Source organism: Fusicatenibacter saccharivorans, assembly GCF_015557635.1.
Lineage (GTDB): Bacteria > Bacillota > Clostridia > Lachnospirales > Lachnospiraceae > Fusicatenibacter > Fusicatenibacter saccharivorans.
This window is the reverse complement of the sequence record NZ_JADNOP010000012.1, coordinates 52902-79186: the sequence shown is the minus strand read 5'-3', so window position 1 is coordinate 79186 and position 26285 is coordinate 52902. Positions and strand designations below refer to the sequence as shown.

General features: G+C 50.1%; 23 protein-coding genes. All 23 read left to right on the top strand.

Features of this window, described 5'->3' with window-relative positions; translation table 11 throughout:
- Window positions 1-5: 5 nt before the first annotated feature.
- Complete coding sequence (locus I2G42_RS11215; RefSeq protein WP_081703162.1) at window positions 6-956, top strand: amidoligase family protein; 951 nt, start codon at window positions 6-8, stop codon at window positions 954-956.
- Window positions 957-1041: 85 nt separating this feature from the next.
- Window positions 1042-7386: an LPXTG cell wall anchor domain-containing protein gene (locus I2G42_RS11210; RefSeq protein ID WP_195531065.1), complete on the top strand. Its 6345-nt coding sequence runs from the start codon at window positions 1042-1044 to the stop codon at window positions 7384-7386.
- Between the two features lies 1 nt (window position 7387).
- The gene (locus I2G42_RS11205; RefSeq protein WP_025577045.1) at window positions 7388-7885 is read left to right on the top strand and encodes a gamma-glutamylcyclotransferase family protein; all 498 of its coding nucleotides are present in this window, start codon (window positions 7388-7390) and stop codon (window positions 7883-7885) included.
- Window positions 7882-8697, top strand: a complete 816-nt coding sequence (locus I2G42_RS11200; RefSeq protein WP_195531064.1) for a class B sortase — start codon at window positions 7882-7884, stop codon at window positions 8695-8697. The genes I2G42_RS11205 and I2G42_RS11200 overlap by 4 nt, the downstream gene beginning before the upstream one ends.
- A 234-nt stretch (window positions 8698-8931) precedes the next feature.
- Window positions 8932-10092: a methionine adenosyltransferase gene (gene metK, locus I2G42_RS11195; protein ID WP_117638875.1), complete on the top strand. Its 1161-nt coding sequence runs from the start codon at window positions 8932-8934 to the stop codon at window positions 10090-10092.
- Window positions 10092-11078, top strand: coding sequence for a DUF3991 domain-containing protein (locus I2G42_RS11190; protein WP_195531063.1), 987 nt, complete (start codon window positions 10092-10094; stop codon window positions 11076-11078). The genes metK and I2G42_RS11190 overlap by 1 nt, the downstream gene beginning before the upstream one ends.
- Window positions 11068-11841: a hypothetical protein gene (locus I2G42_RS11185; protein ID WP_243277174.1), complete on the top strand. Its 774-nt coding sequence runs from the start codon at window positions 11068-11070 to the stop codon at window positions 11839-11841. Before I2G42_RS11190 ends, I2G42_RS11185 begins: the two co-directional genes overlap by 11 nt.
- Before the next feature lie 66 nt (window positions 11842-11907).
- A complete protein-coding gene (locus tag I2G42_RS11180) occupies window positions 11908-12720 on the top strand; it encodes a DNA-methyltransferase (protein WP_242993077.1) in 813 nt (270 codons plus the stop codon).
- 136 nt (window positions 12721-12856) lie between these two features.
- Window positions 12857-13189 carry a DUF7768 domain-containing protein gene (locus tag I2G42_RS11175; protein WP_044920437.1) on the top strand — a complete coding sequence of 111 codons (333 nt, stop codon included), beginning with the start codon at window positions 12857-12859 and terminating at the stop codon, window positions 13187-13189.
- A gap of 142 nt (window positions 13190-13331) precedes the next feature.
- Window positions 13332-13709, top strand: coding sequence for a DUF3789 domain-containing protein (locus tag I2G42_RS11170; protein WP_117638843.1), 378 nt, complete (start codon window positions 13332-13334; stop codon window positions 13707-13709).
- 126 nt (window positions 13710-13835) lie between these two features.
- The gene (locus I2G42_RS11165) at window positions 13836-14144 is read left to right on the top strand and encodes a plasmid mobilization protein (RefSeq protein WP_055149041.1); all 309 of its coding nucleotides are present in this window, start codon (window positions 13836-13838) and stop codon (window positions 14142-14144) included.
- A gap of 3 nt (window positions 14145-14147) precedes the next feature.
- The gene (locus I2G42_RS11160) at window positions 14148-15446 is read left to right on the top strand and encodes a relaxase/mobilization nuclease domain-containing protein (protein ID WP_117638844.1); all 1299 of its coding nucleotides are present in this window, start codon (window positions 14148-14150) and stop codon (window positions 15444-15446) included.
- A gap of 5 nt (window positions 15447-15451) precedes the next feature.
- Window positions 15452-16288 (top strand): PcfB family protein, encoded by an 837-nt coding sequence (locus tag I2G42_RS11155; RefSeq protein ID WP_117638845.1) that lies wholly within the window; start codon window positions 15452-15454, stop codon window positions 16286-16288.
- 3 nt (window positions 16289-16291) lie between these two features.
- Window positions 16292-17230 (top strand): ArdC-like ssDNA-binding domain-containing protein, encoded by a 939-nt coding sequence (locus I2G42_RS11150; protein WP_008400043.1) that lies wholly within the window; start codon window positions 16292-16294, stop codon window positions 17228-17230.
- A gap of 96 nt (window positions 17231-17326) precedes the next feature.
- Window positions 17327-17641 carry a hypothetical protein gene (locus I2G42_RS11145; RefSeq protein WP_015513376.1) on the top strand — a complete coding sequence of 105 codons (315 nt, stop codon included), beginning with the start codon at window positions 17327-17329 and terminating at the stop codon, window positions 17639-17641.
- Window positions 17642-17671: 30 nt separating this feature from the next.
- Window positions 17672-17923, top strand: coding sequence for a DUF4314 domain-containing protein (locus tag I2G42_RS11140; protein WP_015513377.1), 252 nt, complete (start codon window positions 17672-17674; stop codon window positions 17921-17923).
- A 26-nt stretch (window positions 17924-17949) separates the two neighbouring features.
- On the top strand, window positions 17950-19680 hold the full coding sequence (locus I2G42_RS11135) for a VirD4-like conjugal transfer protein, CD1115 family (protein WP_431834994.1): 1731 nt from the start codon (window positions 17950-17952) through the stop codon (window positions 19678-19680).
- Entirely contained in the window at window positions 19680-20054 is a 375-nt protein-coding gene (locus tag I2G42_RS11130) for a hypothetical protein (protein ID WP_015533374.1), read from the top strand. Before I2G42_RS11135 ends, I2G42_RS11130 begins: the two co-directional genes overlap by 1 nt.
- A 75-nt stretch (window positions 20055-20129) precedes the next feature.
- Window positions 20130-20969, top strand: a complete 840-nt coding sequence (locus I2G42_RS11125) for a VirB6/TrbL-like conjugal transfer protein, CD1112 family (protein WP_008400038.1) — start codon at window positions 20130-20132, stop codon at window positions 20967-20969.
- A 12-nt stretch (window positions 20970-20981) separates the two neighbouring features.
- Entirely contained in the window at window positions 20982-21419 is a 438-nt protein-coding gene (locus I2G42_RS11120) for a DUF4313 domain-containing protein (protein WP_015513380.1), read from the top strand.
- A gap of 8 nt (window positions 21420-21427) precedes the next feature.
- Window positions 21428-21862: a PrgI family protein gene (locus tag I2G42_RS11115; protein ID WP_117638847.1), complete on the top strand. Its 435-nt coding sequence runs from the start codon at window positions 21428-21430 to the stop codon at window positions 21860-21862.
- Complete coding sequence (locus tag I2G42_RS11110; RefSeq protein ID WP_330410726.1) at window positions 21855-24185, top strand: VirB4-like conjugal transfer ATPase, CD1110 family; 2331 nt, start codon at window positions 21855-21857, stop codon at window positions 24183-24185. The genes I2G42_RS11115 and I2G42_RS11110 overlap by 8 nt, the downstream gene beginning before the upstream one ends.
- Window positions 24186-24216: 31 nt before the next feature.
- Complete coding sequence (locus I2G42_RS11105; RefSeq protein ID WP_117638849.1) at window positions 24217-26160, top strand: lysozyme family protein; 1944 nt, start codon at window positions 24217-24219, stop codon at window positions 26158-26160.
- The last annotated feature ends 125 nt before the right edge of the window (window positions 26161-26285 follow it).

Genomic DNA, 26285 nt, shown 5'->3' with positions numbered 1-26285 from the left:
AGCAGATCGACTTAAAAAACCAGTATTTCGGTACAGAGATTGAGATGACAGGCATCAGCCGTTACAAGGCGGCTGCCGCTGTTGGAAGAATGTTCGGAACAGAGCCATATTCCATCCGCTCTTACAGCTCATGGTGTGTGAAAGACCCGGATGGAAAGGTCTGGAAGTTTTCCTATGATTCCAGTATCCGTTGTCAGTACAAATCTCACGGAAGATGTCTGAATGCTGACAGCGACTATGCCACGGAAATGGTATCCCCGAAATTGGAATATTCGGAAATGGGGAAACTCCAGGAAGTGGTGCGGTGTGTCAAAAACGCAGGTGCTTTTGTCAATTCATCCTGTGGCATGCATGTCCATGTGGACGCATCCAATCATACACCAAGGAGTCTGAAAAATGCACTGACGATCATGTACTGCAAAGAGGATATTCTGTTCAAAGCCTTAAATGTACAGACGAGAAGGGAAGATGAGTATTGCCAGAAAGTCCGTCCTATGGTATTGGAGAAGATCCGCCGGATGCCAAACAGCACCATCACGATGGAAAAATTCAAAAGGGCATGGTATGAGGGAAATGACGGAAGCTCCGAGCATTACAACTGGACAAGGTATTATGCCTTAAACCTACATGCTGTTTTTTCCAAGGGAACACTGGAATGGCGTTGTTTTGAAAGCACCCTCCATGCAGGAAAAGTCCGGTCGAATATCACACTGGCACTTGCCATATCCGCACAGGCGATCAACCAATCTTGTACCCATGCAAAAAAGACGGAGATCGGGGATAACCCGGCATTTACGTTCCGCACCTTTCTGCTCCGCCTCGGATTGATCGGGGACGAATACAAAAATGTACGGAAGCATCTACTTGCCAATCTGGACGGGGATAAGGCATGGCGGTATGACAAAAGTACCTATGCCTGTCTGCAGAATCCAAGACGGACAGAAGATGCAAGATAACAGAATAACGAGAACAGACCGGCCGGGTGGAAACATCCGGCTGTTCTTATGAAAAATGAAGAAAAAGAAGAAAGAGGTAGAAAACATGAAGAATAAATATCGATTCAGGCGAATCCTTTCCGGGGTGATGGCCGCAGTTACCATCTTATCTACAGTCATTTCACCACTGACCGTTTATGCTTCAGAAGAGCCAAAAGCGGCAGAACCGCCAGCTTATGAATCTGTAAAGGATCTGCTGGATGAAGAGGAAGTGGTAAAAGCCACCGATCTGGAGCTGGAAGCCGGACAGGAGTTTGATGCTTCCAGTGACCGCACCAATCTGGAAATCAAGGATGAAAGCAAGGTCAAGGTGACATTCCAGAAAGCAGAGAATGACGCCGGGGAGAGCTTCAGCACCAGCCATGCAGACACTTACCATGCCGTTTATTATGTGGAGCCAGTCAACCAGAACCATCCGGTTTACCAGATTGGAAGAAACCTGATCGTAAAAGAGCCTGTGACAGCGGCTCAGAGTGAACCGCAGACAGAACAGGCAGTCACAGAAGAGGATACCGGTTCTGATGATGAGGAAGCTGCCTCGCAGGAAGAAACTGAGACTGAGCCTGTAGAGACAGAAATCGTTGAACCGGAGACAGCTGAATCTGAAACAGAGGAAGCGGAGACAGAAGAACCGGAAGAAACCGAATCCGAATTTCAGGGTGGACTTTCTGAATCTGAGTTTGATGCCGCATTAGAGGAAGCCGAAACAGAAAATACAACCGATAAAGAATCCGGGCTGACACTCAGCGATGTTCTGGAGCAGGCAGGGGAACAGGATATTGACCTTATGGCAATGGAAGATGGGGAAACCGTTTCATTCACCGCAGTCAATACCAGTACAAGAGCAACACAGGACGTAGATGTGACAAGAGGGGCTGCATACTATTATGCAGACTACGGTCTGGGTTCCTATGTAACTTATAAATATACCGTAAAATTTGGAAACGTGTCTGCAACTGCCTACTGTGTGCAGCCGTCCAAGGCAGGACCTGGGGATGGTGTCTATAAGATCACCAAACTGGGTGACAGCAAAGCACTGGCAAAAGTATGCTACTACGGCACAAAAGCATCCGGCGAAAATGGATTTTTCTCAGAGAAACATCCTGATTTTTCCGCTGGAAAACAGTTTATCATTGTCCATCTGGCTGCGTCTTATGCCAATAACAGTAGTGACGCTTTTTCCGGTACGAATGCAACCGGACAGGCTCTGGCAATGGAACTCTACAATTATTGCATGAGCCAGCCGGAGATACCGGAAGTGGACATGAGTTTCTCCAATGCAAATGTTACCGCATATATCAGCGGCAACAGCCAGAGAACAGAAGAGATCACCTTCAAGGCATCCGAACTGCAGACCATCACCATGAAGCTGCCGTCCGGTGTCAAACTGCATAATGTGACAACGGGAAAAACAAGCAGTGCAGGTGCATCCGTGGAGATCTGCGGCGGTACCAAATTCTACTTATCTGCACCGCTGACACAGGCAGTGGATGTCAAAGGGGAATGGTCTGTCACCATGAAGGGAAGCATCATCAAAGATTATTCCGCTTATAAGATCACAACCGGAAGCGAGACACAGGACCTTGCCCTGGTATTTGGCGAGGGTGTGACCGATGAGAAATATGTAGATTTTAAAGTATCATGGGTAAAACAGGCAACTCTGGAGATCGTAAAGAAGGACCGCAAGAGCAACAAAGCCATCGCAGGTGCAGTTTATGGCGTTTACAGTGACAAGGATGGAAAGAACTTGATCACAAAGATGCCGGCCACAGATGCCAACGGAGCTTCCAGCGTTACGATCACCAAAACACAGGATACCGTATACCTGAAAGAGATCTCCGTACCAAACGGATATCTGCTGGATACCAAAGCCTACGATGTGAAACTGGTCATCGGAGATACTGTAAAACAAACCGTTACCGATACAGAGCAGATGGCAAGCCTGACTGTGTATAAATTAGGAGAAGTCCTGACCGGAGCAAAGGTAACTGATGATGGTGTTTCCTTTGTTTATACCGAGCAGAAACAGAAGAGTGCGGTTTACAATGTTTATGCCGCAGCGGATATTGTATCCGCAGACGGAACCGTCATTTATAAAAAAGACGCACTGGTCAAAGCCGGACTTACTACCGGGGATGACGGAAGTGTCACACTGGATAATCTATATCTGGGAAAATATGTGGTAAAAGAAATGCAGGCACCACAAAATCTGGTATGCACAGGCGAAAGCCAGGAAATCACCCTTTCCTATGCCGGAAGCAATGTGGAGAAGGTCATGGGAAGCGTGACATTCAAAAATGACCGCCAAAAAGCAAGCGTAAGCGTATACAAACAGGATAAGGAAACCAGGAAATACCTTCCGGGCGGCACTTATGGCCTGTATGCCGGAAACGACATCAAAGCAGCGGACGGAACCGTTGTGGTCAAAAAAGATACCCTCATTGAGAAGGCAGTGACCGGAACAGACGGAAAAGCCGTATATCAGGCAGACCTGCCGATCGCTAACAGCTACTACATGAAAGAGGTTTCTGCACCGGCCGGATATACCAGAAACAGTGAGGATGTGTACTCTTTTACGTTCCAGTACACCACAGACAAAGAGGCAACCGTTTCTTTCAGCCACACGTTCCAGAACGAGCGTGTCAATGCGAAGATCAAACTGGTAAAAGAGGATTCCGAAACCGGAAAGACCGCACAGGGAGATGCAACCCTTGAGGGTGCGGTTTACGGACTGTATGCCCGTGAGGATATCGTTCATCCGGATGGACAGACAGGTGTCCTTTACCCGGCAGGAACGCAGATTGCAACCCTGACTACGGATGCCGAGGGAAATGCAGAAATCGCAGACCTCTATCTCGGAAAGTATTACGTGAAAGAATTGACGCCGCCTGTTGGATATCTGGCAGACCCGGAAGAACATGATCTGGAGTGTAATGACGAGGGAGATCTGGTTCAGACGGTAGAACGTACCGCAACTTCTCTGGAAGATGTGATCAAACAGCCGTTCCAGGTCATTAAAGCAGCCAACAATGGTAAGACCGATGCCGATCTGTTAAAAGGTGTGGGATTCAGTGCATATCTGGAGAGCAGCCTGAAGAAAAATAAGGACGGCTCCTATGATTTTGCATCCGCTACCCCGGTCGTGCTGACCGCAGACGGACAGACAGAAATGTTCACAGATGAGCGCGGATATGCATGCTCCATTCCGCTCCCATACGGTACCTATATTGTAAGGGAGACCACCACACCGCACAACCTCACGCCAGTCGATGATTTTAAGGTTGTGATCTCAGAGAATCATCCGGATCAGCCGCAGGTATGGCGTGTGCTTCTGGATAAAGAGTTTGAAGCAAAATTAAAGATCATCAAAAAAGACGATGAGACAAAGAAATCTGTCCTGGTTCCGAATACCGAGTTCAAGGTATACGATCTGGACAACAAAAAGTATGTGGAACAGGTAACCACTTACCCGTCCACTACGGTACATAAATCTTATTTTACCGATGAAAACGGATACCTGATCCTGCCACAGAATCTTGCTTGCGGAAATTACCGCATCGAAGAAGTGACTGCACCGGATGGATACACCCACAGTGCCAATACCGTGGAAATCAAGGTAGACAGCGATACTGCATACCAGGAAGATCCGGTCAGCGGTGACCTGATCATCGAGGTGGAATTCGAGAACCACCCGGCAAAAGGCAGACTGACCATCCACAAGGAAGGAGAAGTAGTCAAAGGTTTTGACAAGGATTTCACCTATGAGGAAGCCAGCCTTGCAGGAGCCGTGTTTGAGGTTTATGCCGCAGAAGATATCTATACCGCAGACCATCAGAAAGATGAGAACGGCAACCGTTATCTGGAATATGCCAAAGACACACTGGTGGCAACGGTGACAACCGATGAAACCGGAAGTGCCGTAGTAGAGAACCTTCCGCTCGGCAAATACCGTGTAGAAGAGAAAAAAACGCCGGAGGGCTACACCTGGAATGCCAAAGGCGAAGAAGTAACTTTTACCTATGCCGGACAGGATACCCCAGTCGTAGACGAAGAAGTGACTTTTACCAATGAACGCCAGAAAGTAAGCATCACCGTGGAAAAACAGGATGCAGAAACAGGAAGCACGGTAGCTGGAGCTACATTCGGTCTTTACAATAAGAACGAGATCAAATCCGGTGACAAGATTATTGTGAAAGCAGATACCTTATTACAGGAGATCACAAGCGATGAAAAAGGACAGGCACACTTCACCCTGGACCTGCCGCTTGGAACTTATTATGTGAAAGAAATTTCTGCACCGGATGGTTTTGTATCTTCTGACGAGATACTGGAATTTGATGCCACCTATCAGGGGCAGGACATTCCGACCATCAAGCTGAAATCTGTGAAGAAGAACCAGCCGACCACCATCGAGGTGACAAAATCCGACCTGACCACAGGCGTAGAGCTGAACGGGGCATCCCTTTCTGTTCTGGACAAGGATGGAAATGTGATCGACAGCTGGACTTCCGTAAAGGATGAGCCTCATGTGATCAAATACCTGACCGTTGGAAAAACTTATACCCTCCGTGAATCTCTTGCACCGCTTGGTTATTTAAAGACCACGGATGTGGAATTCACCGTTCAGGATACCGCAAAAGTACAGAAAGTGGAAATGAAAGACGATGTGCCGAAAGCCCTGCTGATCGTAAACAAGAAGGGTGAATTCCTTGATAAGATCACCCTGCTGGACAATGTCAAAGGCGTTGTAGAGCATCTGTTTGAGTACATCACAGGAAGCCTGTCAGACGTTACCTTTGAGATTTACGCTGCAGAGGATATCAAAGCAGCCGATGGTGTAAGCCCGGATTATTATGCTAAGGACGAGCTGGTGGCAACCGTGACTACTGATGCAAACGGTGTTGCAGAAGTATCTGACCTTCCGGTTGGAAAATACTATGTCAAAGAGGTGGGCACAGCATATGGTTATGTGCTGGATGAAGAACCACGATATGTAGATCTTTCCTACCGTGACCAGGATACCCCGGTTGTCGTATACGATGAGGACTGGCAGAACAACCGTCAGAAAGTAAAAGTGAACGTCCTGAAGAAAGAAAAGGATACCGACCGTGTATTAAAAGGCGGCATCTTTGGACTGTACACCAGAAACGACATCCTGTCCGCATCTGGAAAGGTGCTGATGGAAGCAGATACCCTGATCGAGTTAAAAACAACAGATGCAGATGGAAAGATTTCCTTTATTGCAGACCTGCCGATCGACGGAACCTATTATGTGAAGGAGCTGTATGCACCGGATGGATTTGTCACCACCGGAGAAGAGCAGGAATTTGTTTTTGAGTACCAGGGGGATAAAGAAGTAGAAGCATCCTATGAATTTGTATTTGAAGATGAGCCGACAACCGTGGAGCTTTCCAAAACCGATCTGACCACGGGCGAGGAACTGCCGGGAGCCAGATTACAGCTGACGGATGAAAACGGGGCTGTTGTTGAGGAATGGACATCCACCAAGGAGCCGCACATCATCAAAGAACTGGTTGTAGGAAAATCTTACACCCTGACAGAAAACAAGCCGGCCGATGGATATGCCACTGCGGAAAGCATCACATTCACCGTAGAGAATACTGCGGAGATCCAGAAACAGGTAATGGAAGATGACGTGACCAAAGTGAAGATCAGCAAAACGGATATTACCGGAGATAATGAGATCGAAGGAGCCAAACTGACCATCACAGATGAAAATGGCAACATCGTAGAAACCTGGACTTCCGGTAAAGAGCCGCATTATATCGAAAAACTTCCGATTGGTAAATACACCCTGAAAGAAGAGCAGGCTCCAAACGGTTATGTCGTTGCAGAGGAGATCACCTTCGAGGTGGCAGATACCGCAGAGATCCAGAAGGTAGCCATGAAAGATGACACCGCAAAGGGACGTCTGATCATTGAGAAAACAGATAAGGATACCGGAGCAGCACTGAAAGATGCAGAATTTGAACTGAGGGATGCGGATGGCAAAGTGGTAGAAACCCTGACCACTGATGAAAACGGCCATGCAACCAGCGGACTGCTTGCAATCGGAACTTATAAGGACGGCAAATTTGATAAGGCAGCCACCTATTATCTGGTTGAGACCAAAGCACCGGAGGGCTATCAGCTGGATGAGACCAAACATGAGGTGACATTTACCTATGTAGATGACAAAACTCCAGTGATCGAAGTCATCCAGAAAGTGACGAACGAGAAGCTGCCGGAGGATACCCCGTTTGTAAGCAACCCGAAAACAGGCGATGACACCAACCTCTGGATTCCGGCCCTGTGCCTGATTCTTTCCGCAGGCGGTCTGATCGGCATGGGTGTGGCATCCAGAAGAAAGAAGAAAAAAGGGGGCAGATAGGCTGAAACAATTATATTTTGCGTATGGAAGCAACATGGATCTGGACCAGATGGCATATCGGTGCCCAAAGGCGGAGGTGGTAGAAATCGTCCGCCTGGAGGGGTATCGGCTGACCTTTGCAGCCGCAGGAAGCGGCCTTGCCACCATCTTCCCGGAAGAGGGAAGCCATGTGGACGGCGTCCTCTGGTCACTGACCGGGGACTGTGAAAAGAGCCTGGATCTTTATGAAGGCTATCCTGATTTTTACGACAAGCAGGAGATCACTGTCAAGAACAAAGATGGAAGAGAGATCAAAGCCATTGTCTATATCATGACAAAAGATTACATGCAGAACTTTAATCCGCCCGGACGGTCGTACCTGACTGGGATCTTAAAGGGCTGCAGACAGAACCAAATCCCGACAGAGCCGATCCTGAAAGCAGCAAGGAAACCGCCTGTGCCGGGAAAGACGCAGAAGAGTCAGCCAAAGAAGCAGAGAAAAGCCGGACAGGAACGATGAAGAAAAAACCAAAGACAGGAATCTTACAGAGGTTTTTCAAGATCATCTGCCTTGCAGTGACGCTGACAAGTGCCGGGTTTCTGATTTACCACATGGTATATCTTCCAATGGAGAACAAAAAGCTGGTGGCAGAGCTGAAAGGGAATTTCCCGGAGCCGGAAGCTCCGGGAGCCTCAGGCTCTGAAAAGAAAGACCAACCAGCTGGAAGAAAATGCCCGGTGGCTGCGGTAGACCTTGTTTCTCTTCGGGAACAATACCCGGATGTGCAGGGATGGCTGACAATACCGGATACCGGGATTGATTACCCGGTGCTTCAGTCCGAACAGGAGAATGAGGAGTTTTACCTGAAACGGAATTACAAAAAGGAATATGACATCAACGGAAGCCTGTTTTTACAGGCAGACTGTAAAGTGTCTGAAAGTCGGAACCTTATCATTTACGGTCACAACATGAACAGTGGGGCAATGTTCGGAAATCTGGACTTATATGCAGATGAAACGTACTATCAGGAGCATCCCTTTGCTTATCTTCAGACAGAGGATAGCATTCAGGAATACCGAATTGTCACGGTGCTGAAAGCAGACAGGAATTTGTTCCCATTCCAGCAGAAACTCGCAGATGCGGAGGCAGTGCAGGAATATTTAAAAGCAGCTAAGCAGAGGGAAGTGTTCGAAACCGGGGATGATTACCTGAAGTGTATATACGATAAGGTTTTGACGCTCGTCACGTGTTCATATGAATGGAGCGGTGCCAGGAACATCGTCCTGGCGGTGCCGGTTTCCGGGGCAGTGTGGAGTCAGAAGTGTTCGTAAGTACCAGAAAAGTGCAGAAAATGAGACAAATAATGACCGCACGGGCAGGGATGTGTTCAAAACAGGGGGATTATGTAAGGGTGTGCATTGGTAGTATTTAGGTTGAAAAAAGTGTCTGAAAGTACCAGAAAAGTGCAGAATGTGAGACAACTTATAACCCAGATCCGGCAGAAAGTGTTCCAGAAAGGAGCGTTTCCTGCCGTTATTATTTACTTGGAAAGGATGGTAACGATTATGAAACGATTTTATACAGCAGAATCCGTAACAGAAGGACATCCGGATAAGCTCTGCGACCTGATCGCAGACAGCATTCTGGACGCGTGTCTGAAAGAGGACGAAAATTCCAGAGTGGCCTGCGAGGTGCTGGCGACCAAAAGGAACATCATTGTGGCAGGAGAGATCACCAGCCGATTTGAGCCACAGGTGTTTGAAATCATCAAAAAGGTGCTGGAGAGTGCAGGCTATGAAGCAGAGGAAATCCACATGGATGCCCTCATCCACAAACAGAGTCCGGATATCGCCGGGGCAGTGGAGAGATCCAGAGAACGAAGGGCAGGGACTGTTTCTGTTCAGAGCGGACTTGCCAGCGGTGCCGGGGATCAGGGCATCATGATTGGCTACGCCTGCGATGAGACACCGCAGCTTATGCCGATGCCAGTGGTTCTGGCGAACCGCATTGTAAGGGAACTGTCTGCAAGCCGTAGAAGCGGATATATCACGGGAATCTTGCCAGATGGAAAGGCGCAGGTGACCGTGGAGTATGAAGATGACAGACCTGCCCGGCTGGATACCGTCATTGTGTCCTGCCAGCATGAAAAGGAAAAATCCCTTCGGAAGCTGGAGCATGAGATCCGGGAGAAAGTGTTACGCCCGGCACTCCGTATGCTGCCACCGGATGAGGATACCAAGATCCTGATTAACCCATCGGGCAGATTTGTGTGCGGAGGTCTGGATGCAGACACCGGACTGACCGGAAGGAAACTAATGGTGGATACCTACGGCAGCCTGGTACCGCATGGCGGCGGTGCATTCTCCGGGAAGGATTGTTCCAAAGTTGACCGTTCCGGGGCATACATGGCCCGTTACATCGCCAAAAATATGGTAGCTGCCGGACTTGCCAGCCGATGCCAGGTGTCCCTTGCCTATGCCATCGGGGTTGCCCAGCCAGTCATGGTGCAGGTGGATACCTTTGGAACCGGAAAGATCTGTGCGGATGACTGCCTCGCCGCTGCGATTCCTCTGGTGTTTGGGCTTACCCCAAGCCAGATTAGTGACACCCTGCACCTGAAGCGGCCGATCTACCGACAGAGTGCCGTGTTCGGGCATTTTGGAAGAAAGGAATTCCCGTGGGAGAAAACGGATAAGGCAGAGCAGCTCCGGGATACCGTGATGTAATGCCGTGGATTCCGGAAGAAGAGATCAAACGGGCAAGGGAGATCACCGCCATTGAGTACCTGAAGAAATACCAGCCGAACCGCCTGAAAAAATCTTCAGCCAGAAATGAATGGGAGCTGACAGACCACGATAGCTTTAAAATCAACGAGTTCACCAGCCAGTGGCACTGGAAATCCAGAGATATCGGGGGAACCAGTGCATTAAATTTCCTGATCCATGTAGATGGGTGTTCCTTTCTGGAGGCAGTGCAAATGCTGAAAGGTGAGTATCCCACCTACATCCCTCCGCCTGTGGAGACAAAGCCCCAAAAGCCGTTTGTCTTGCCGCCAGCCAGCCCGGACTGCCGCAGGGTGTTCCGATATCTGAAAGAGCGGGGCATCAGCAGCGAGGTCTTACAGCAGTGTGTTCATCTGGGAATCCTGTATGAAAGCCTGCCCTATCACAATGCTGTGTTCGTAGGCAAGGACGAAAATCAGGTGGCAAGGTATGCTTTCCTGCGTGGGATTTACGATGCCAGCGGAAAGTCTTTTAAGATGGAACAGGCCGGAAGCGAAAAGGCATACGCTTTTTGTGTTCCGGCACAAACAGGATGCAGACGGGTTGCTGTTTATGAAGCCTGTGTGGATGTGCTTGCCCACATGACATTGGAACAGAGACAGGGAAGCCGGGATAAGTACCGTCTGGAACTTGGCGGGATCAGCGCACCAAAAGAAGGGCAGAGCCAGCGGAGCATGAAAAAGCCGCAGGCATTGGAACATTTTCTGTCCCAGCACCCGGAGATCACCGAGATCGAAGTGTGTACCGACAATGACTTTGCCGGACGGTGGGCGTGTGAACATATCCGAAAAGCCTACGAGGGAAACTATCAGATCATCGAGAACCTGCCGGAGATCGAAGGGGCAGACTGGGCAGACGTGGCAAAGATGGCTGCCCGTACACCAGAGAAACGGCAGAACAGAGAAGCGAGGTGGTGCCTTGAAAGATAAAATAGACGTGGAAATGCTGTCACCTCTGATGGCAGAGTTTATTCCGGACTATTCAGACATTGTGGATCTGGATGATGCGGAGCCATTGGAAGGACCTGACCTGGTGCAGTATCAGACATCCATAGCAGAAAAGGTTGATGAAATCAACCGGCTCGGTATGCCTGACAACCAGCCATGCAACCTGATTGATTATTTTGACCGAAACAAGGACATTAAGGAAAAAGTGGAACGCATTACAATGGCGGTAAAAGAACAGGAGGGTGTTTTATATGGCTGTGCAAACCTGACACTCCGGGAGAATCTGACCCCAGAGGAATACCGTGTGGTGGGGCAGTATCTGAGAGGGCAGTACAGCGATGGCTGGGGAGAAAGTCTGGAACAGCGGGAGATCAAGGTAGACGGTGGTGAATTATACTTACATTTCTATGTTGGTGCCGGCTCGGATTTCCAGATACAGGTGAAAGCACCAGAAAACGAGATGCAGGAAAAGCAATCGAAACCAAAGCCGTCCCATCTGAAGCTGAAACTCTTAGGGCATGACGGAAATATTTTCTCAATCCTTGGCGATGCCTCAAGATTGCTCAGATGTGCCGGGATGTCCGAACAGGCCAACGAGATGGCAGACCGTGTCCACAAGAGTGGCAATTATTATGAAGCACTGGGAATCATCAGCGAATATGTGGAAACCGAACTGTCGGATCACCATGAACCGCCCAGAACGCCGAGAAAAGAAATACCGAAAAAAGAGGATACCTGCCGATGAGCAGTTCCCTAAAGAAAAGCACTTCCAGAGAAATCTGGAAAATAAGCGACCGAAAGGATGATGCCTATGGGAAATACCCTGAAACTTGAAGATCTTTTAAAACCGGACTGCCTGCCGGATGAGTCTGCCGGAGGGGCGAACTGGCGTATCCTGCATGGGGATACCTTAAAGCTGGTAAAAGGATTCCAGCCGGGAATTTTTGATGCAGTCGTGACCGATCCGCCTTATGCGTCTGGGGGAACCAAGCAGAATGAACGCAACCGTACCACTAACCAGAAGTACAGCAGTATGAAAGCGGAAAACGCCCTGCCGGATTTTGATGGGGATAATAAGGACCAGCGTTCCTGGACCCACTGGATGGCAGAATGGCTGTACGATGTGCGGAAAGCCTGCAAGAGAGGGGCTCCGATCTGCCTCTTTATTGACTGGAGACAGTACCCGTCCATTACCGATGCCCTTCAGTGGGCAGGCTGGATCTGGAGAGGAACCGCAGTCTGGGACAAGGGAAACTCCCGTCCGCAGAAAGGCAGGTTCCGCCAGCAGGCAGAGTATATTGTATGGGGAAGCAACGGCCCGATGCCGATCAACCGCCCGGTGTCCTGCCTTCCGGGTGTGTTCCGTTATGGAAATCCACAGAACCGCATCCATGTGACAGAGAAGCCGCTCCAGCTGATGAAGGATGTCATCCAGATCTGCGAGCCGGGCGGCCTGATCTTAGATCCGTTTGCCGGAGCTGGTACTACCATCCTTGCGGCGGCAGAGTCAGGCTATCAGGCGGTCGGCATCGAAGTGACGGATGTGTATTATAAGCTGGGAAGCGACCGTGTTCGCATTGCACTGGAAGCATTGGAAGAAGCGGAAAACGAAGAATCGCAGTAACCGGATGTCTGCCAGACATCTGAAAAAAGAAAGAAAAGAATCCAGATGTCCACAAGACATCCACAGAGCCAGAATGCTTTGTGGGTGTTTTTTAGATCATGCCGGATAGAGGTAAACTGTCCGGTCAGGAAAGGAGATGGTCGTATTGGAACAGGCACTTGCTTATGTCTGCTGTTCTGCAGAAGAGGGAAAGACCAAAGTACAGCGGTACTGCAGGAAGATCTACGAATTGGGATATGTGCCGATCTGCCCGCAGTACAGCTTTTCCCCATTCCTTGATGATGGGGACGCAGAGGATATGCAGGCCATGCGGAGAATGTCCCACCAGATCTTAAGGCGGTGCAGGATGGTGGTCGTCTGCGGAAAAGAGACCACCGGGACGATGAACACGGAGATCAGCATGGCTGACAGACTCCATATCATCTGTACCACACTGGATGGGTTGAGCAAAATCAAGGAAAATGAATGATTCAGAAAAACGACTGGTTCAGAGGGGACGAAACCGGATGCGACTGGTTTTGCAAGCATAGCGTTTGGATATCCAAGCGCACTTTGGGGAGAACCCCAATCCCCCATACCGAGCCGTAAACAGACGAAAGGAGAACGAAAAAATGTTGGGATTTATACTTGGCACAATGACTGGAGGAGTAATGGGCGTTTTTGCAATGTGTCTTTTCATAGCTGGAAAGCGGGAGGACGAGGCGCTGGAGCGGTGCCGGATAAAACGGAAAGAGATCATCGACCACGGCGTGTGCATCTGTTTTGTAAACAGCCAGGGAGAGGAACTGTTCCGTCTGGCAGACGGGGAGAGCCTTGTGCAGAATGCCCCAAATGGAGAGCGGAACGTATCCACCTGCCACTATCTGGATGCCGATTCTGCTATGATCGATGGGAAGAAATGGAACCTTCTGGAATTTGCAAAAGAGATGGAAAAGAGGGGAATCATGCTTGCCCCGATGGAGCTGTGCCAGGTACCGGAAAGGGGGTGAGGCCTATATGAAGAAAAAGATCATTGCTGCAGCCGTAGCCATTGGCGTGCTGACAGGATTCCTGATCTGGAAAAACCGTGAAATGTAATGGAGTAATCAATAACCCGTTGGAAAGCAGGTGAAGAGATGAGAAAAAGAAACCATGTGATACCAGTCCGCCTCAATGCAAAGGAGCTGCGTTTTCTGGAAGAACAGGTAGAAAAAAGCGGCCTGTCCCGTGAGGAATATATCCGTTCCATCGTCATGGGCGGCGAAGTCCGGGCAAGACCCTGTGAGCATCATGCAGAGCTTTTACGGAAAATATCCGGTCTGTGCAACAATGCCAACCAGCTTGCCCATGTAGCCAACGGCTGTGGGATGGCCGGGGAAGAGAGTATCCGGGAAATGCTCCGCATGACGAAAGAGACATGGAGGCTGGTCAAAGAGGAATGGTAGCCGATGGCATACACCAGTATCATCCCGGTCAGCCGTCTGGACAATTCCATCACTTACATCCGAAATAAGGATAAGACCACAAAGAAAGGGCAGAGTGCCGGCTCTCTGGAAGAAGCCATTGATTACGCCATGAACCGGGACAAGACAGAGCGTTCCGTTTTTGAGGATGCCATCGGCTGTGTCTGCGAGACTGCCTATCAAGATATGGTAGAAACGAAGAAACGCTACCACAAGATGGACGGGGTACAGGGCTACCATCTGGTGCAGAGCTTTGCCAAAGGGGAAGTCACCCCGGAACTGGCACACCAGATCGGCATGGAGCTGGCAGAAAGGCTCCTTCAGAGAAAATACGAAGCAGTCATCACCACCCATCTGAACACGGAGCATTACCACAACCACATCGTGTTTAATTCCGTTAGCATGGAAGATGGGAAAAAGTACCACAGCAACAGCAGGAGTTACTATGAGGATGTGCGGAAAGCTTCGGATGCCTTATGCCTGAAATACGGCTTATCTGTCATCGAGCCGAAAAACGGCAAAGGGAAGTCCTATGCCCAGTGGATGGCAGAACAGGACGGAAAGCCGACCTGGAGAACCTCGATCCGTCTGGATATCCGGGATGCGGTGGCAGAAAGCTTCACATGGAAACAGTTTCTGGACCAGATGAAGCAGAGGGGATACCAGTGGAAGCTGAACCGGAAGTACATTGCATTAAAAGCACCGGGGATGGAACGGTATATCCGTCTGCGGAGCCTGGGGAAGCATTACTCAGAAGAGAGTATCCGGCAGTGGATCTTACAGCCAAAGAGCAGGACACCTGCTGGGAAAGAAGGAATTTCCCGAACCCCGAAAAAGAAGCTAAAGGGGATACAGGCCCTGTACTATTCCTATCTGTATCAGATGGGTGTTCTAAAGCAGAAGCCGAAAAGGATCTCCCCGGTGCTCCGGGCAGATATCCGGAAACTGGATGCCAGGATCGAGCAGATGGAATTTCTCCAGAAGCATCAAATCACCACCCGTGAAGAACTGCTCGCCTACCGTACCCCGTTGGAAGAACAGGTGCAGGCACTCACGAAAGAACGGAAGCGGCTCTACCGGAGCGAACCGGACGGTGTCAGGATCGGTCAGATCAACAAAGTACTGAAGCCGCTTCGGAAGGATATCCGCATTTGTATCCGGATCGAACAGCAGTCCAGAGAGATGGAAGAGCGGATGCGTCTGGCAGAGCAGATCCAGAGACAGGCAGAACAGGAAGAAGATAAGACGGAGAAAACCAGACAAAAGGAAACAGAAAGCAGGTGAACGATATGAATTATGGAGGCGATGCGGCGGACCAGATCGTCCGGTATTCCCTGGACGGCGTGGACCACGGGCTCAGGCTTTCGGGTACGCTGGCAAAGCATCTGGCGGTATTTGTTGCCGCCGTATTAAAAGACCAGAAGAAAACGAGGGGCAAGACCAGAATGGTGCGGATGTTAAAGGAGAACAAGCCATTGAAGTTCTTCACTGTGCCATCTGACCGCCTGCGTGAATTCTGCAGTGAGGGCAGGAAACGAGGACTGCTCTATGTGATCATCCGGGATAAAAAGAACCCGGAGATGAGCGAGGTCATGGTCTTTGCCGATGATGCAGCCAAAGTCAACCGTGTCATGGATAAGATGAACCTTGATTTTGTAAGGAGCGAAGTCGGGGAAGCTGTCCATGAGGTAACCGCCGGAATGGAAGCACCGGAAACCGAAGCAGTACAGGAAACTGTGCAGATGCCGGAGGGCGAGGTGCAGTTTGAAATCAGCGATCTGGACGAAGCATTCCAGGTCGGTGACATGGACTTTTCTGAAGAGGAAAAGAACCAGAATCATCCCGAAAAGGAGTTTTCCGAACCGGAAAATTTTATCCCGGTGCAGGAAGAGGGGGAAGAGAATCTGTCCGGCTCTTCCTTGCACAGCAGAAATATTTCTACCGGGCAGGAAAAAGGGACTGATGCAGGGCAGAGGGAACAGGAGCGTCCCAGTGTCCGCCGGGAGCTGGAGAACATCAAACGGGAAAAAGCAGAGGAATCCCAGAAGCGGAGCCGGGAAAAGAACCGTGGACCAAGGAAAACGCAGAAGAAAGCAAGAAATAAACGAAAGGTGAAAGCGAGGTAGGAGATGGACCTGACAAAATTTTTAGGGCAGGACTCGCAGGAGCAGTCCGCCCAGCGGTTATCGAAAGAAGAATATGCCGCACAGAAAAAGCAGGAGAGGGAAGAAATCTGGGGTATGATCGATGGAAAGGCACAGGAGGTCTTCCAGAATGGGGACTCCTTAAAAGGATTCCTTGATTTTATGGGACAGTGCAAGCCGCAGAGGACAGACAACCTGTTCCTGCTTTATGCACAGAATCCGGAGATCCGGCAGGTCAAGACCTTTGAAAAATGGAAGGAAGAAGGCAAGGTAGTCAAGACCGGAAGCAAGGGATACAACTTCATTGTCGGACAGGAATATGAAAAGGACGGTGTCATCCAGCAGGGGTACTCCATCCAGAAAGCCTATGACATCAGCCAGATCCGTACCAAGCAGCCGGAAGAGGCAGAGCCAAAGCCGATGGACCAGCTGATGGAAGCACTGCTGACCGACAGCGAGGTACGGATTCAGATCGCAGACAATCTGCCGGATAAGGTACAGGCACAGTACATCCCGAACAAGCGGACGATCTATGTCCGAAATGGCATGAGCGAAAATGCAACGTTCCATTCCATCAGCCGGGAGTTGGCCTGTGCATCCCTTGACCATCACGATGGAAGCTACAGCCGGGCAGGGGTATCGGCACAGGCCTATTGTGCGGCGTATGTGACAGCACAGAAATACGGCGTGGATGTCTCCGGTTTTTCCTTTGACAAGGTATGCCAGATGCAGGCATTCGGACAGAAAGATCCGAAAGAACTCCGCTCCTTTATCCAGGATGTAAAGAGTGCAGCCTATTCCATTGGCAAGCAGGTAGACCGCAACCTTGGCAAAAGCGAGCAGGAATTTATGACCGATGAATTTGCCATCCCGGAGGAAAAAACGGAGAAACCTGCCAAGAGTAAAAAGTCTCCGGAACGCTGATAAAAAGGGGCTTTTCCGGCTCTTTTGCAGTAGCTTTCCGGGAGGAAGTGTGGTATGTTGTGGTTGAGAAAAAAGAGGAAATAAGGAGGCTCGCCTATGACAAGAATGCGATATGTAAAGATGGACCGGATCATGAACCACATGCTGATCCATGCACTCCGGGAAGTGTTCCGGCAGGAAAAAGAACAGGGGCTTCCGGTGGATACCACACGGGATCTGGTTCTGAAGCTGGCAGAGCAGGAAGAGGGAAAGCTCTACCTGACAGAAGCCGAACACAGCAAATCCGTGGAAGCCTTAAACCAGCTCCGGGACACATACCTGAAAAACGGACGCTATTCCGATGGGATCGACAGCGTCCTGTTAAAGATCATGAAATCCAGATACCGCCCATACCGTGGAAGGGGAAGATGAAGAAAGGATGTGGTACAAATATACAGAAATATGACACAAGAAAGAATAGAAGCCATGCGGAGAAGATATCCGCCGGGAACCGAGGTCACGCTTAACAGCATGGAGGGGGAGAGCCACATGCCACCCGGCTTAAAAGGTAAGGTGGATATGGTAGACGATGCAGGGCAGATCCACGTAAACTGGGAGAATGGAAGCAGCCTTGCCCTCGTTCCGGGAGTGGACAGCTTCCACATTACGGACCTGCCAAGAGCAGAGAGGCCCAAACAGCAGCCATCCCGGTAACAAACAGCCGGAAGTCAGACTGGGTGATTTGGCTTGCCGGACTGCCTGTCATCTGGTGGGTAGCAATCCTGCTTGCGGATGCCATCCAGCCGGGCAGGAATCTTTTCGAGCTGATGGAGGTTCTCACAGAAAAGCTGAACCATCCCTTCCAGTTTCATTATACGGAATACACCATCAAGTCGATGCTGGTCTGCACGTTACTTTACGCAGCCGGGATCGGCATTTTTTATTCCAGTCAGAAGAACTACCGCAGAGGGGAAGAACATGGCTCTGCCAGATGGGGCGATGCCCGGCAGATCTGTAAGAAATATAGCAAGAAGCCGTACTCCCAGAACATCCTGCTGACACAGAACTTCCGCATTAGCCTTGACACCCACAAGCACCGCAGATGTCTCAACATTCTCGTAGTGGGAGGCTCCGGTGCAGGAAAATCCAGAGGCTTTGCCCTGCCAAACATCATGCAGTGCTGCTGTTCGATGGTCATTACAGACCCCAAAGCGGAGCTGCTCCGAAAGACAGGGGGCTTGCTGGAGAAAAAGGGATATGAGGTGCGTGTCTTTGACCTCATCAATCCCGACACATCTTTTTGCTACAATCCATTCGAGTACGTTCACGATGATAAAGACGTACTCCGTCTCATTTCCAATCTGATACAAAACACCACACCTAAAGGTTCCCAGTCCTCCGATCCCTTCTGGGAGAAGAGCGAAACCGCACTGCTTCAGGCACTGATGCTGTACCTGCTCCACGAAGCTCCGCCGGAAGAACAGAACTTTGCCATGATTATGGAGATGTTAGGTTCTGCCCAGGTAAAAGAAGAGGACGAGGACTACGAGTCCCCTCTGGACATTTTGTTTGACCGTTTGGAGATGCGGGACCCGGACAGCATTGCCGTGAAGCAGTACCACATCTACAAGCAGGCGGCAGGAAAGACCGCCAAGTCCATCCTGATCAGTGTCGGTGTCCGTCTGGCAGCCTTCAACCTGCCGCAGATCGCCAAACTGACCAATACCGATGAGCTGGATCTTTCTAGCATGGGCGAGAAGAAAGTAGCCCTTTTCTGCTGTATCCCGGATGCGGATACTTCTTTGAATTATCTGGTAGGCATGATCTACAGCCAGCTTTTCCAGACGCTTTATTACATGGCAGACCGTGTGCATGGCGGTGCCCTCCTGGTTCCGGTCAACTGCATCATGGATGAATTTCCAAACGTATCCCTGCCAAATGAGTTTGAGAAGATCCTGGCAACCTGCCGATCCCGTTCCATTTACTGCAGCATCATCATCCAGAACATGAGCCAGTTAAAAGCTCTGTTCAAAGACTCCTGGGAGAGTCTGGTGGGCAACTGCGATGAGTTTTTATACCTGGGCGGCAACGAAAAAGAGACACACAAATATGTATCAGAATTACTGGGGAAAGAAACCATAGACACCAACACCTACGGGCAGACCAAGGGCAAATCCGGCAGCTACTCCACCAACTTCCAGCAGAGCGGAAGGGAGCTGCTGCAGCCGGATGAAGTCCGTATGCTGGACAACCAGAATGCCCTTCTGTTTATCCGTGGGGAACGGCCCATACTGGATGCCAAGTATGACCTGATGAAGCATCCCAACATCCGGTATACCGAGGACGGCGGTGCCGGCCCGTTCAACTATGCGAAAGCACCGCTGGCACATGACGATTTTGTGTTTGATGAAACAAGATATGACGATTACGAACTGCTTCTGGATGAGGACATCATCGGGGAGCTTTTTTGATGGGAGGAATGCCAATGAATTTACTGAAAAATAAGAAACACACAGAAACCAGGAAAGAGACCGCACCGCTGAAGATGAAGAGAGGGCAGAAGAAACTGTTTGCTCTGTATGCAGTCATGGTACTGTCGATCTGCATTGGGGCGACCTGCGTTTATGCCGCAGGCGATCCGCTGACCGTAGTCAATAACCTGTCCACGTTTATCTTTTCCCTAATCCGTGCCATTGGCCTGATCCTGCTGGGATTTGGTATCGTGCAGGTCGGCCTGTCCTTAAAGAGCCACGATCCGAGCCAGAGGGCAAACGGATTTCTGACACTGGCAGGCGGTATCATCATTACTTTTGCAAAAGAGATCCTGGACCTGATCATGGGATAGGAGAAGAGACCAGAAGGGGAGCCATGCGAAATGCCGGCTCCCTGCTCACTTTTGCAGGATGGGAGGTGAAACTGTTTGAGTGATAACTGGATCGTACAGAATCTAAATTCTGCCTTGCAGACCTGGAGCGACAAGCTGGCTGAGATCTGGACACTGCTGACGCAAAGCCCGGAGAATTTCAAGGGCGGGGCGATCTGGAGCGTGATGACGAACATCAACGGTGGACTGAAAGCCATCGGGTACGGCCTGCTGGTTCTGTTCTTTGCGGCGGGGCTTGTGAAAACCTGTGGGAGCTTCACGGATATGAAAAAGCCGGAACATGTAGTGAAAGCCTTTATCCGTTTTGCACTGGCACAGGGAGCCGTCATGTCCGGCATGGAGCTTTTGACCGCGATCTTTTCCATTGTGCAGGGCATCGTAACAAATATCATGTCCCACTCCGGGATGGCGGGTGGAACTGTAACGGAGTTGCCTTCGGAGATCGTGGACAAGATCGAAGCGGTGGGGATGCTGGAATCTATCCCTTTGTGGATCGTAACTTTATTAGGAAGCCTGCTGATTACGGTATTGTCATTTGTCATGATTCTGACTGTATACGGGAGAATGTTTAAGCTGTATATGTACACAGCCATCGCACCGATTCCATTGGCAACCTTTGCCGGGGAGCCAACCCAGTCTGTAGGAAAGAACTTTATCCGTTCCTACGCCGGGGTATGTCTGGAAGGAGCCATCATCGCACTGGCCTGCATCATCTTTTCGGTGTTTGCATCAAGTCCGCCGGCCATCGGGGACACCAGCCTGTCCGCCGTGACCATTGTCTGGAATTACGTCGGGGAACTGGTATTTAACCTGCTGGTACTGGTCGGGGCAGTCAAGGCATCCGACCGTATCGTAAAAGAAATCATGGGATTATAGGAGGCGAAAAAAATGGAAGAACCAAAGACACTGAGCTACGACTGGCAGTATGGCCGGGAGGAATTATTTCTCAGGGTAGACAGTTACATGAGCGATGACAATCTCTATATCGGGCTTTACCATATGGAAGATGGATACCCGGAAAGCTTTGCAGACCTTACGGTAAACCTGCCTTTTGCTCCGCTGGGCGGTATCAATGAAGCCTATATCGACCACAATTTCAGCAAAGAAAAGCTTCGTTTTATAAAGCAGCATAAGCTGGGAACGATACAGCCGGATACCGCATCCTCCGGTTACTGCATCTTCCAGAGGGTTGCATTCGACCTGAAAAAACTGGCAGAGCTTGATCCGGAAGGAACAAAAAGATTTATGGAAAGAAATGGCATCCGGCAAAGGGATGTACCAAAACAGAAACAAAAGAAAAAACAGAGATTACAAAGAGAAAGGTAGAAAACAACATGGAAGTGAAAATGAATAAAGAAATCCGAGACTATCAGGAGTCAATGTTCTGGGGCTTAAGCTTCCGGCAGTGCTTATTTTCGGTACTGGCGATCCTGGCAGCCCTTGGAATCTATTTTGTCACCCGGAAATATGCCGGGGAACAGGTAACCGGATGGCTGTGCATCCTTGGGACGGCTCCCTTTGCAGCCTGCGGCTTTTTTCGTTACCACGGCATGACGGCAGAACAGTTTGCATGGGTAGTCATTAAATCCGAACTGCTGTACCCGAAGCGGCTGGTATTTAAGTCGGAGAACCTGTACTTTTCCTGCATGGAAGAGAGCCTGCGGCTGGGTGAGAAAATGATGGGAAACGGAGCGGAACTTCTGGAAAAGAAGCGGACGAAACAGAAGAAACCAAAGAAGCGAAGAGGAAGGGGTGATGCCTTTGATTAAAACCCTGAGTCAGACACTGAAACAGGACAAGGAAAAATTTAAAGTACCGAAGTCTGTCCAGCAGGCCATCCCGATTCGCAAGATCTGGCCAGATGGTATTTTTCAGGTGGAGAGCAAGTATTCTAGGACATTCCGGTTTACGGATATCAACTATTCCATTGCCAGTAAAGCGGACAAGACGGAAATGTTCCTGGACTACTCTGAACTTTTAAATGCACTGGATTCTGGCTGTACGGCGAAGATCACCCTGAACAATCGTAAGATCAACAAGGAAGAGTTTGAGCAGTCCCTGCTGATCCCGATGAAAGGGGACGGTCTGGACGAGTACCGGAAAGAGTACAATGACATGCTCCTTTCCAAGATCTCCGGTACCAACAACAGTATCTACCAAGAACGCTATCTGACCATCAGCGTCCACAAGAAAAACATCGATGAAGCCAGAACCTATTTCGCACGTGTGGGAACGGACATCATCACCCATCTGGCCAAGCTGTCCTCTATTGGGGAAGAGCTGGATGCAGAGCAGAGGCTACAGATCTTCCGGGACTTTTTCAAGGCAGACGTTCCACAGAGTTTTCCATTTGACATGAAAGCCTTTGCGAAAAAAGGACACAGCTTCAAAGACTGGATCTGCCCGGACACGATGGAATTCCATAACGACCATTTCAAGCTGGGCGAGCAGTACGGCAGAGTCCTTTTTATGGAAGATTACGCCAGCTATGTAAAGGATGAGATGATCTCCGAACTGTGCAGCCTTGGCAGGAACCTGATGCTGTCCATTGATATCATCCCCGTACCGACAGACGAAGCGGTGCGTGAGATCCAGAACCGACTGCTGGGCGTGGAGACAAACGTCACCAACTGGCAGAGACGCCAGAATGCCAACAATAACTTTTCAGCCGTAGTTCCCTATGACATGGAGCTGCAGAGAAAAGAGACCAAGGAAATGCTGGACGATCTGACCACCAGGGATCAGAGGATGATGTTCGGCATCCTGACAATGGTACATATGGCAGACAGCAAGAAACAACTGGACTCCGATACGGAAACCCTGTATTCCATTGCGAGAAAACACCTCTGCCAGATGGCAACTTTGAAGTGGCAACAGGTCGATGGACTGAATACCGTCCTGCCGTATGGCCTGCGGAAAATCGATGCAGTGCGTACCCTTACTACAGAATCCACCGCCGTCCTGATCCCGTTCCATACGCAGGAAATCATGCAGCCGGGAGGCATCTATTATGGGCAGAATGCCGTCAGCAAAAATATGCTGGTGGCAGACCGAAGGAAGCTGTTAAACGGCAACTCTTTCCGACTGGGTGTCAGCGGCTCCGGCAAGAGCTTCTCGGCAAAAGAGGAGATCGTAGACCTTGCCCTTTCCACGGAAGATGACATCCTCATCCTCGATCCGGAGTCGGAGTTTGCTTCTCTGGTGGAAGCCTTAAACGGAGAGGTCATCCGGATCTCGGCAACCTCGGATACCCATCTGAATGCACTGGATATGGATTCTGCCTATGGCAATGACCGAAATCCTCTGATTGAGAAGTCAGAATTTATCCTTTCCCTGTTTGAGCAGCTCGTAGGAGCCGGAAACCTTTCGGCAAAGGAGAAATCCATCCTTGACCGCTGCACCGCAGATGTGTACCGGGATTATATGAGGGGCGGTTACAAAGGGCAGGTGCCGACCTTAAAGGACCTGTACCGACAACTCATGCTCCAGCCGGAGGAAGAAGCCAGAGGGCTGGCTCTGTCTTCGGAACTGTTTATCAATGGCAGTCTGAACACCTTTGCCCAGGAAACCAATGTCAACACGAAGAGCCGTATCATCGACTATGACATCCGGGAGCTGGGCGAACAGCTGATGCCCCTTGGCATGCTGGTCACACTGGATTCGATTTTCAACCGTGTGATCCAGAACTGGAAGAAGGGAAAAACGACATGGATCTTTGCGGATGAGTTTTATCTGCTGTTCCGCTATGAATACAGTGCGGACTTTTTCTACCGCCTGTACAAGCGTATCCGTAAGTATTCCGGATTTGTAACCGGACTTACCCAGAACGTTGAGGAACTTCTGAAATCCGATACCGCCCGCCTGATGCTGGCGAACAGTGAGTTCCTGATCCTTTTGAATCAGGCTATCACCGACCGGGATGAGCTGGCGGCACTTCTGAATATTTCAGACAACCAGTTATCCTACATCACCAATGTGGGTGCCGGCCATGGTCTGATCCGCTGTTCCGGAAATCTGGTGCCGTTTGAAAATTCGTTTCCAAGAAATACAAAACTGTACCGCCTGATGACGACCAAGCCGGGCGAAGCGTAAGAGCGGGACAAGCCGGGACTGGAGGTGAGAGATGAAGGATATCAAAACCAAAGAAGTTACAACAAAACCAAAGACCAAAAATCCTGCCTCCAGAATCCCCAAGGAGCTGATGCGGACGGCCATACTGGAGAGCAAGGAAAAATCCCAGACCATCGCAAATGCCAGGGACAATGACATGGGAGAACAGTCCCCATCCGAATATGCCAGTGGGAAAGTCACATCCGCAGAGGAATGGGCTGCAAGAAAGACAGGCAGAACTGTAACCAGAGCCGGAAAGACAGCCGCACAGACTTCCTACGAGAAGATCAAACAGAGAGCCGCTGGCAAAAAAGAAGTAGAAAAAGAAGCGGAGAAAGAAACCGCCAGAGGAACAGGGGACACACAGACCGCCGATCCTGCTAGCCGGGAAGCACCCGAGCAGAAGAGCCGGGAAGTACAGATTCAGAATGCCCAGCGGCAAAAGGCGGTTTCAGATGCCGTCAAAACAAAAGAGCAGAAGATCCGGGCTGCCAGGGAGACACCAAGAATCCAGAATGGACAGGAAATGTCGGAAGGTGGATCGCTTTCCATCAAAAGACAAAACCAGAAAAGCAAGGCCGGAGATACCGCAAGGCAGAATGCCATCCGCCAGAAACAGCCGGAAACCATCCGGATCAAGGAAAAGCCACGGAAACAGTTGGAGCCGAAGACCATACAGCGGCGTACTATTAAGACCGCCCCTCCATCTGTGAAGATCAGCATCCAGCCAGAGCAGAAGCTCCGGGTGGCCAGTTCCAACGCCCTGACAGCCCGGATGCAGAAGCAGATGGAACGAAGGGCAGCGAAGCAGGCGGCGAAGAAAGCCGCCTTGCAGACTTCCGATGGAGTCCGCCGGATACAGAAAACGGCAAGGGCAGGAGAGAATACCTTCAAGGCAGCTAAGGCCGCTGTAGAAGCGGCAGCGAAAACGGTGCAGTCCATGATGGATGCACTGGGAGCCGCCGGAGCGGTCATGGTTCTGCTTCTGGTTATCATGGTCGGGATCATTGGCGGTGCGGCATTCTCTGGAAGCTCAGAGAGCAACGAAGCACTCAGCCAGGAAGTACTTTCCTATACGGCAACCATCCAGAAATACGCCAACCAGTATGGAATCCTCGAATACGTTTCCGTGATACAGGCAATCATGATGCAGGAATCTGGCGGCCGGGGGACCGATCCCATGCAGAGCAGTGAGTGCCCATACAACACCCGGTATTCCAACAGCCCGAATGCCATCCAGGATGCCGACTATTCCATACATGTAGGAATCCAGTATTATGCGGACTGCCTGAAGGAAGCCGGATGCACCAGCCCCCAGGACATGGATAAGCTGAAGCTGTCCCTGCAAGGGTATAACTACGGCAACGGATACATAACGTGGGCGCTCCGAAACTACGGGGGCTACAGTGCAGAAAATGCTCTGCAGTTTTCCAATGATCAGGCTGCTTCGCATGGCTGGAGTGCCTATGGCGATCCAGAATACGTCCCTCACGTCCTGAGGTATTATTCCAGCGGCGGATTGTTTGCCGGCCTGTTTGGAGGCAACGGCCAGATCGTATCCGTGGCACTTACCCAGCTTGGAAATGAAGGAGGCCAGAAGTTCTGGTCATGGTATGGATTTGACAGCCATGTGGCGTGGTGTGCCTGCTTTGCCAGCTGGTGTGGGGATCAGGCAGGACTGATCGAGAGCGGCAAGATGCCGAAGTTCTCCCTATGCGATGATGGGATCGCGTGGTTTCAGGGCAAGGGAAAATGGAAGAGCAGAGGATATTCGCCAGCACCCGGAACCCTGATCTTCTTTGACTGGAACGGGGACGGAACCTCAGACCATGTGGGAATCGTGGAGAAAATTGAGGGAAGTACCGTATATACGGTAGAGGGAAACTCCAGTGATGCCGTGAACAAGAGAAGCTATGATATCAATAACGGAACGATCATGGGATACGGCATACTTTGAAAATTAATATGTTGATTTTTAGAGCGTCTTCAATAGTTTAGATTACCTTAAAAAAACAAATTAGAGAATGAGTATGAATTTTACAATAAAAAGAGGTGCAAACTTAGCGCCTCTTTTTTGTGATA

Bases quoted from the DNA above. Each gene is read 5' to 3' on its own strand.
- I2G42_RS11165 (WP_055149041.1), top strand. From the start codon at position 13,836: ATGAGAAAAAGAAACCATGTGATACCAGTCCGCCTCAATGCAAAGGAG.
- I2G42_RS11210 (WP_195531065.1), top strand. From the start codon at position 1,042: ATGAAGAATAAATATCGATTCAGGCGAATCCTTTCCGGGGTGATGGCC.
- I2G42_RS11160 (WP_117638844.1), top strand. From the start codon at position 14,148: ATGGCATACACCAGTATCATCCCGGTCAGCCGTCTGGACAATTCCATC.
- I2G42_RS11140 (WP_015513377.1), top strand. From the start codon at position 17,672: ATGACACAAGAAAGAATAGAAGCCATGCGGAGAAGATATCCGCCGGGA.
- I2G42_RS11130 (WP_015533374.1), top strand. From the start codon at position 19,680: ATGGGAGGAATGCCAATGAATTTACTGAAAAATAAGAAACACACAGAA.
- I2G42_RS11145 (WP_015513376.1), top strand. From the start codon at position 17,327: ATGACAAGAATGCGATATGTAAAGATGGACCGGATCATGAACCACATG.
- I2G42_RS11200 (WP_195531064.1), top strand. From the start codon at position 7,882: ATGAAGAAAAAACCAAAGACAGGAATCTTACAGAGGTTTTTCAAGATC.
- I2G42_RS11190 (WP_195531063.1), top strand. From the start codon at position 10,092: ATGCCGTGGATTCCGGAAGAAGAGATCAAACGGGCAAGGGAGATCACC.
- I2G42_RS11180 (WP_242993077.1), top strand. From the start codon at position 11,908: ATGGGAAATACCCTGAAACTTGAAGATCTTTTAAAACCGGACTGCCTG.
- metK (WP_117638875.1), top strand. From the start codon at position 8,932: ATGAAACGATTTTATACAGCAGAATCCGTAACAGAAGGACATCCGGAT.
- I2G42_RS11150 (WP_008400043.1), top strand. From the start codon at position 16,292: ATGGACCTGACAAAATTTTTAGGGCAGGACTCGCAGGAGCAGTCCGCC.
- I2G42_RS11175 (WP_044920437.1), top strand. From the start codon at position 12,857: ATGGTCGTATTGGAACAGGCACTTGCTTATGTCTGCTGTTCTGCAGAA.
- I2G42_RS11105 (WP_117638849.1), top strand. From the start codon at position 24,217: ATGAAGGATATCAAAACCAAAGAAGTTACAACAAAACCAAAGACCAAA.
- I2G42_RS11120 (WP_015513380.1), top strand. From the start codon at position 20,982: ATGGAAGAACCAAAGACACTGAGCTACGACTGGCAGTATGGCCGGGAG.
- I2G42_RS11115 (WP_117638847.1), top strand. From the start codon at position 21,428: ATGGAAGTGAAAATGAATAAAGAAATCCGAGACTATCAGGAGTCAATG.
- I2G42_RS11155 (WP_117638845.1), top strand. From the start codon at position 15,452: ATGAATTATGGAGGCGATGCGGCGGACCAGATCGTCCGGTATTCCCTG.
- I2G42_RS11170 (WP_117638843.1), top strand. From the start codon at position 13,332: ATGTTGGGATTTATACTTGGCACAATGACTGGAGGAGTAATGGGCGTT.